The 3,745-nt window shown below is 44.0% G+C and carries 2 protein-coding genes; both read right to left on the bottom strand.

The annotated features are described in order from the left end of the window. Positions 1 to 2,469: SusC/RagA family TonB-linked outer membrane protein (locus VF500_RS29325; RefSeq protein WP_330863056.1), on the bottom strand; the 2,469-nt coding region annotated here is incomplete at its 3' end. Between the two features lie 284 nt (positions 2,470 to 2,753). Beyond that, a partial coding sequence (locus tag VF500_RS29320) for a FecR family protein (RefSeq protein ID WP_330863055.1) occupies positions 2,754 to 3,745 on the bottom strand: 992 nt, incomplete at its 5' end.

Genomic DNA, 3,745 nt, shown 5'->3' with positions numbered 1-3,745 from the left:
GGTAGTGCTTTTATAATAATCGGCAACCAGGTTAAATTTTTGAAAAAAAGCAAGGTCGATACCAAGATCTATCGAATTTTTGGTTTCCCAGGTAAGGTTGTTATTAGCTGTAGTGGTTGCCGCGAAACCTGGACTTAGCGTGCTGCCAAAAACGTAGTTGTAGTTATAATCATTCGCGCCGTTTGCAGATGCCGAACCAATGAGTGCCTTTGAACTGTACGAACCTATCTGATTGTTACCTGCCGATCCCCAGCTTGCCCGGATCTTGGCAAAGGTGAGCACCTTGTTTTCGGGAAAAAAGGATTCTTTACTTAAGATATACCCGCCTGTTACCGATGGGAAGTTGCCCCATTTATTGTTATCGCCAAAGCGTGATGATCCATCGCGCCTGATGGTTGCAGATAATAGATACTTATCGGCATAGGCATATTGCAAACGGGCAAGGTATGAGATCTGTGTCCACTGGTAACGGGCTGATGTCACACTGTATGCGCTGGCACCGCCTATATTGGTGATCTTATCATCAGGTATGCCTGAGCCGGTTACAACGGTATTCGCCCCGTTTTCGGACTGGAAAGTATAGCCCGCCAAGATATCAAAATCGTGCATGCCGATGCTTTTGGTATAATCAACCGTGTTTTCGGTGATGTAATTGTAGATATGGCCGTTAGTTTCAATAGCCGAAGCCGGTTGCGGTGCTGCGGCACGGTATCCGCCAACGTCTGATGGCCGGTAGTAATCATAAAAGTTACTCCTGATATCGGCACCTAAAACAGCTTTAAACTTCAGTCCGGTTAGGGGTTCAAAAACAAGGTAGGTATTGCCGAAAAGACGAGTATCGTTCAGGTTATTTTTGATTTTGGTGGCCAAAGCTATTGGGCTTTCGCCCAGTGCGCCGTCCTCAGGTGTGTTACCTTTAATTTGCTGGCTGATGGCAACAGAACCATCGGCATTATAGGCCGGAAAAAAAGGATAACTGATGGTTACATCGCTCACCACATCGTTGGAGTTATTGGCATTATTATTAAAATACTTTTCCTTGTTAAACGATGGGTTTACCGAAACACCGTAAGTGAACGCTTTAGATATTTTTGATTCCACTTTAACTGTTCCGCTATAACGCTCCAGGCCATTGTTGATCACAATACCATCCTGTTTAAAATAGTTGGATGAAATATAATAATTGGTTTTGCCCGATGAGCCCGAAACAGAAAGATTATAACTGCTCATGGGCGCTTTCCGGAAAACCTCATCAAGCCAGTTGGTATTGGTTAAACCCGGCGTACCATCAAGATAAGGTTGCAGGTAATTCAAACGCAACTCCCTTAACGATGCGCCCTTTGAAACCCTGGTGGCGCGGTCATCAGTAATGCTTCTGTGATTAGGATCTTTTGATACATAGCCCCAATCTCTCGATTCTGTAAAATAAGTAGCTGCCTGATAAGCATCAACATATTTTAAATTATCATGCCGTTCCTGGAAACCGGCATACACATCTAAAGCAACTTTTACTTTATCGCCGCTGCCTTTTTTTATGGAGATGAGGACAACGCCATTGGCTGCCCTTGAACCATAAATAGCTGCCGAGGCCGGATCTTTCAATATATCCAGTGTTTCAATATCCTGCGGATTGATGGAGTTAAAGCTACTGCCTTCTGATAGCGGGAAACCATCTATCACAATAAGCGGTGCCCGGCCAGCGGTTAATGTACCTATCCCCCTGATCACAACTTGCGGATCAGTTCCCGGTTGCGCCGAGGCATCATTAATTACAACACCTGCTGCTTTGCCTGCAAGTTGTTGGGCAAAACTTGCTCCTGAGTAACGGTTCAGTTCAGTCCCTTTGACCGTAGTGATCGCATCCGTAATTTTTTCGCGCGACTGTTTGCCATAGCCAATAACCACTACCTGGTTTAGTTCGCTTACATCCTCATCAAGCACAATGGTCAGTGTTGTACGGCCGTTCAAAGCTATCTCCTGCCGTTTATATCCTACCGAGGTTATCTGCAATATAGCCCGCTCATCTGCAATGATCTTAAAAGCGCCGTTGCCATCTGTAACCGCTGTTGATTTACCGTCTTTAACAGTTATGGTAACACCGGGTAAAACAGCGCCTTTGCTGTCCTTCACCGTACCTGTTACAGTTGTCAACTTCAAAATCTGGTTGCTGTCTGCATCTTTTCTGTTGATAACAATGATATTATCAACTATTTTATAGGTAACAGGTTGATTTTTCAATACCTGGTCAAGCACCTCGGTTAGCGGCGCATTTTTAACATCAATGCTAACCTTATTTAACGTACTGAGTAATTCAAGCTTGTAAAAGAAATTATAGCTGGTTTGTTTTTCGATGTTTTTAAAAACACTTTCCAGGCTAACCTGCTTTTGTGAGAGGCTGATGTTTTGACTATAGCCAGCCGCGCTGATCTGCAAACAGGCGGCAAGCATTAACAGGGTAATCAGTTTCATGCGAATGAGCATTGATTGTACCCGGGTCATCCCCGGATTATTTTTTACAGGTGTTGCACCTGCAGGCATTGTTTGCACCGACCGATTATGCACAGGTCGGCCACAAAAAGTATAAAATTGCATACCTTTGTAATAGTTAGGGTTACTTGTTGATTTAGTTGGCAAATTATTTGAATAAGCTTGCCCTGATCTTTGCCGGATTGTGCTCGAACACGCTCCGGCTTTTTTATGGGCAAACTTTAAAGGCCCCGGCCTCGCCGGCGGCTTTTTCGGTTTGTGTGTATTTATTTAACTATAATTTTTCCCCCTTCAATTGTGAAATGCATCCCGCTTAGCTCCAGTACCTTCAACACCTTCGAGGCATTAACATTCCTGGAAATTTTACCATAATAGTGCCCCGGCTCAACCTGTCCTTCATATTTCACCTCCACATCATACCAGCGCGAAATTTGGTTCATGATGGTTTGAATATCCGCCTTGTTAAACTGGAAGTAGCCTTTTTTCCAAGCTATTACCTCATCGGTATCAATGTCATTGCTAACAATCAGCTTATTTTCAGTGTTGAGTTGTGATTGCTGCCCCGGTTTCAATAAAACCATACCGCTGCCGGTTGTTACCTTTACGCTCCCTTCAAGCAGGGTGGTTTTTACCACCTTTTCATCCGCGTAGGCGTTAATGTCAAAGTGCGTTCCCAGTACGGTTACCTTTTGGCTACCGGATGTTACTATAAATGGTTTTTCTTTGTTTTTGGCTACTTCAAAATAAACCTCGCCGGTTATTTCAACCTGCCTGTTATTACCGTTAAAGGCGGTAGGGAAACGGATAGATGATGCAGTATTAAGCCATACTTTGGTACCATCGGGCAATGCCACCTGGTACTGGCCGCCTTTGGGAGTGGTAACGGTATTATACATTATACCAGCTGGTTTGACAACTGTCAAATCATCAGCAGCGGGGCGGTATTCTACTTTACCTTCTTCTTTTTTATTGATGCTGGTAACACCCTGGCGGGCCAGTAAACCTTTGCTGCCGCCTGTTAAACTCAATTTTGCACCATTGGCCAGCGTAAGCACAGCTTTGTTGCTGCCCGGCAGGAAATCATTTTTTACGATATTGTTTTTTACCAGATTTTGTTGCTTAGGCTGCCGATAGAAATAAAAACTAACAGAAAGGCATAATAAAATACTTGCCGCCGCGGCATAGCCTGGCCAGTATCTTTTTTTCCGGGTTACCGGTAGCTGAACTTTATTATCTAAAGGCAATGGCTCATATAAAG

The organism is Mucilaginibacter sp. (assembly GCF_036383575.1).
Classification (GTDB): Bacteria; Bacteroidota; Bacteroidia; order Sphingobacteriales; family Sphingobacteriaceae; genus Mucilaginibacter.
The sequence above is the reverse complement of the archived record's forward strand: the minus strand, read 5'-3'. Positions and strand labels throughout refer to the sequence as shown.